Genomic DNA, 3,878 nt, shown 5'->3' on the forward strand with positions numbered 1-3,878 from the left:
AACGTCGGCAAGAAGTACTGGCTGGGAATATTGCGAATATTGATACCCCTGAATATAAAATGCGCGATTTGCCTGTGAATGATTTTCAGCTGGCTTTGCGTGAAGCGATTCAATTAAAAGATAATTTATCCCCCGGGGCGGCACAAACTTCATTGGGCATGCCAGCTACGGTTTCAAATAATCAGGCATTACAAACACAGTTGGAAAGTCTGTTTCCGCGCAGCCTGTTTCAGGCTCAGGAAGCTTCGCCCCAGAATTTAACATTTCAGGATGCAAATAATCGCAGTATGGAGTCTCAGGTCATGCAGATGACCAAAAACTCGATGATGCAACAGTTTGCTGTTGAAGTCATGATGGCACAGATGAATCAGTTAATGATGGTGATTTCCGAACGTCCCTGATTTTTGATCCAGAATTTTAGAAATAAGATCTTATAAAGGAGCAGGATATGTTAAAGGGAATTGACATCAGTACCAGTGCCCTGGTTGCACAGCGTCAACGTATGAATACAATCGCCGGCAACATTGCTGCGGTGAATGTATCGCATGATCCAAAGAGTGGGGATGCCCCTTTTTATCGCAGAATGGTTACATTTCAGGCAGATACTGATAGTCTGGACCCGGAATCGACGGGTGTCGGTGTCAAATACAAGATTGAGATTGATACAGACAGCGAATTGCGAAAAACATATAGTCCGGGACATCCTCACGCGGATCAAGATGGAAACGTTACCTATCCTAACATTGATGTTGTGACAGAATTTGTAAATGCATTAGAAGCCGGCCGTGCTTATGAGGCCAATATTTCCGCATTAGATATTACCAAAGATATGTTTAGTACGTCGTTAAGAATCCTGGCCTGATTTCAGGAACCCGCTATTTTAATGAATCATGATTTCATCTGATCTCAAGGAAGGGAAGAAGATGACAAACTCAATCAGTCAAATCGGAAACACATTTTTGCCTGGCATTCCACCTGTCGGAATGAATGAGAATGGTGCCGGTATTGCGACTGGCGGACATTCTTTCAAGGACATGATGTTGCAGTCGCTTGATAATGTCAATCAGTTGCAGGTTCAGTCACAGCAGGCGATTGAAGGTGGTTTGATTGGTGAGGATATTACACAGGCCGAAGTGTTTTCATCGATTAAGAAAGCGGATCTGGCATTGAGAATGATGGTTCAAATGCGAAATAAACTTTTAGAAGCCTATAATGAGATTCAGAATATGCAAATGTAGAGCATATCGAAAATAATAAACATTCCCATTTTGACACGGATTAGTCGATTGGTCACCCGGTATGGATACCATTAAAAATATATATCAACAGTTTGTTACATTGTTTCATTCAATGTCCGGCAGTCAGCGCGCTATCCTGCTGGCTGTTCCGGTATTGATGATGCTGGCCTTTGGGATTCTCTTCTTTCGAGACAGCAATTCCAGTTATGTTTCACTTTCGTTGGGAAAAGATTTTACAACTCAGGAGGTGATTCATGCAGAGGAAGTTCTGTTGCGAGCTGGCCTGACTGATTTTTCCCGAAGGGGTCAACGAATCCTGGTACCCCAGTCTGAAGTCCCCCGTTATAACGCTGCTTTAATTGAAGGGGGAGGCTTGCCTACCGACTGGGCTTCGGAATGGCAGGAACAATTTGAGAAATCAAGCATGTTTGTCAGCAAAGATCAACTGCAGGTCATGCGGGATATCGCGTTGGGAAATCAGTTACGTCGCATGATTCGAGCGATTCCTGCAATTGAAGATGCCAGTGTGATGTGGGCACGTTCCAAGAAACGCCTGCGCTGGAACAATACGACACCTGAAGTGACCGCCACCGTGATGGTTACTCCGCATCCGGGAAAAGAATTAACGCATACGCTTATTACCAGCCTGCGTGCCGCCGTTGCCACGATGGTTCCCGATTTGACAGCTGAATCGGTAACCGTATTCGATCAATCAACGGGAACCTCATACAGGGCGGATGACAAAGACGATGCCTTCGACAGCAAGTTTATTTCCTGGGTCAATAAACATACGAAAAACTATCAGGATAAAATCCTTGACTCTATCTCTTACGTTCCGGATGTCATTGTCAATGTAAACGTCGATGTTGAAAACCTAAAGCGGTACGTTGAACGAAAACAGGAGATCAGTACCGAAGGGTCGGTCACTTTACAATCAAAAGAGCAATCTTCGGAACGTGATATTATTCAGAAGCCGGCTCGTGCAGAACCGGGGGCGAGATCAAATCAACCTAATTCACTGTCTGTGGCTCGAGGAAATGAGAAAACAGAGAAAGTAACAGAAACGAATAATGAATCGACTACGGCACCTTCTTTTACCTGGACTGAAAAAGAATTTGTCGCAGCCATGCCTAGTACTGTGCAGGTTTCGGTTTCAATTCCAGAAGATTATTACTCAGCAGTTGCAGTGAAGCGTGGGATCAAAAAAGGGGAAGCTGAAGCAGAGCTTGCCGCCTTTAAGCAGGAAACGGATGCCATTAAAACTGAAATTGAGGCGAACATTCAGAAACAAGTGCAGAAATTAATACCATCACAGTCAGCGGCTGATGCAGTCAGTGTTATTTCCCATGTCCGTATTGATGCTGATGTACCAGAATTAGATTTGCCTCTGACAGAAAGTCTTGGTGAATTTGTGAGCCAGTGGGGCAGTACTCTTGGGTTGGGCTTATTTGCTATTTGGGCTTTATGGATGCTCAATAAAAGCATGCCGCAAATGGAAGAGGTCGATCCTGAAAGCATCAGCCTTCCGACGCCTATGTCACAGGTACCAGAATCAAAAGAGGATGCTCCCCAAACTCCAAGTGAGTTGACTCAACGAGATGAGGTTCAGCTTCAAGTACGCGATAATCCTGAAGTGGCAGCGCAGGTGTTGAGTAAATGGATACAGTCAACGACATAACCGAGAATCACATTAATATATTGAGTTGGTAAATCTAATAGACTGTGGATTGAAAAAATGGATGAATTACAAAAAGCAGCCGTCTTATTATTAAGCCTGGATAAAGCGCTTGCCGCAGAAGTTCTCAGCTTGATGAAAAAAGATGATGTCGAAAAAGTGACAATGAAAATTGCCAAGATGTCTGATGTTTCCAAAGAACAGCAAACAACGGTTTTGAATGAATTCACAACAATTCGCAGTGAGCAGACGAGTATGGAGCGGGGTGGGTTGGATGCCGTGAATGAACTTCTGGAACAGTCTCTGGGTAAAGAAGGGGCAGGCTCGATTCTGGATAGCATAAACCAGTCCATGAATTCTGTTCCGTTTGGTTTTTTGCAGAAATCAGGCGCGACGAACCTGTTAACTTTTATTATTGAGGAGCACCCTCAAACCATTGCCATGATTATGTCACATCTGCCTAGTAATCTGGCAGCGGAAGTGCTGGCTGGTCTGCCTTCTAATAAGCAGGTTGATGTGATCAAGCGGATTGCGAATATGGAACAAACCAGTCCGGAAGTGGTTCGGGATGTTGAAAAGAGTCTCGAACATCGCATGAAAAATACTTTCAGTCAAGGAATGGAAAACGCAGGGGGTGTCGAGCTGGTTGCAGAGATTCTGAACGTTACCGACCGGATGACCAATAAAGGGATTCTGGAAAACATGGATGAAGATACACCAGATCTTGCGGATGAGATTCGGCGGTTGATGTTTGTCTTCGATGATCTAGTGAAACTGGATAGCAAGGCAATTCAATCCTTGTTGAAGGAAGTCGAAACCAATCAATGGGCAGTGGCACTCAAAGGTGCTTCTGAAGAAATCAAACAGAAAGTTCTCAGTAATCTGTCACAGCGGGCCGCTGATTTATTGCGTGAAGAGATGGAATATTTAGGGCCAATTCGCGTTAGTGATGTTGAAGCAATTCA

General features: G+C 44.3%; 5 protein-coding genes. All 5 read left to right on the top strand.

Features of this window, described 5'->3' with window-relative positions; translation table 11 throughout:
* Positions 1–401, top strand: a 401-nt coding sequence (locus Q0668_RS00235) for a flagellar basal body protein (protein WP_298858758.1), incomplete at its 5' end; no start/stop codon positions are given.
* A 47-nt stretch (positions 402–448) separates the two neighbouring features.
* Positions 449–862, top strand: a complete 414-nt coding sequence (gene flgC, locus Q0668_RS00240) for a flagellar basal body rod protein FlgC (RefSeq protein ID WP_298858761.1) — start codon at positions 449–451, stop codon at positions 860–862.
* Between the two features lie 61 nt (positions 863–923).
* Positions 924–1,238, top strand: a complete 315-nt coding sequence (gene fliE, locus Q0668_RS00245) for a flagellar hook-basal body complex protein FliE (RefSeq protein ID WP_298858763.1) — start codon at positions 924–926, stop codon at positions 1,236–1,238.
* Positions 1,239–1,350: 112 nt separating this feature from the next.
* Positions 1,351–2,916, top strand: a complete 1,566-nt coding sequence (locus Q0668_RS00250; RefSeq protein ID WP_298858765.1) for a hypothetical protein — start codon at positions 1,351–1,353, stop codon at positions 2,914–2,916.
* A 57-nt stretch (positions 2,917–2,973) separates the two neighbouring features.
* Positions 2,974–3,878: flagellar motor switch protein FliG (fliG, locus tag Q0668_RS00255; RefSeq protein ID WP_298858767.1), on the top strand; the 905-nt coding region annotated here is incomplete at its 3' end.

This window comes from uncultured Gimesia sp. (assembly GCF_937910335.1).
In the GTDB taxonomy this organism is placed as follows: domain Bacteria; phylum Planctomycetota; class Planctomycetia; order Planctomycetales; family Planctomycetaceae; genus Gimesia.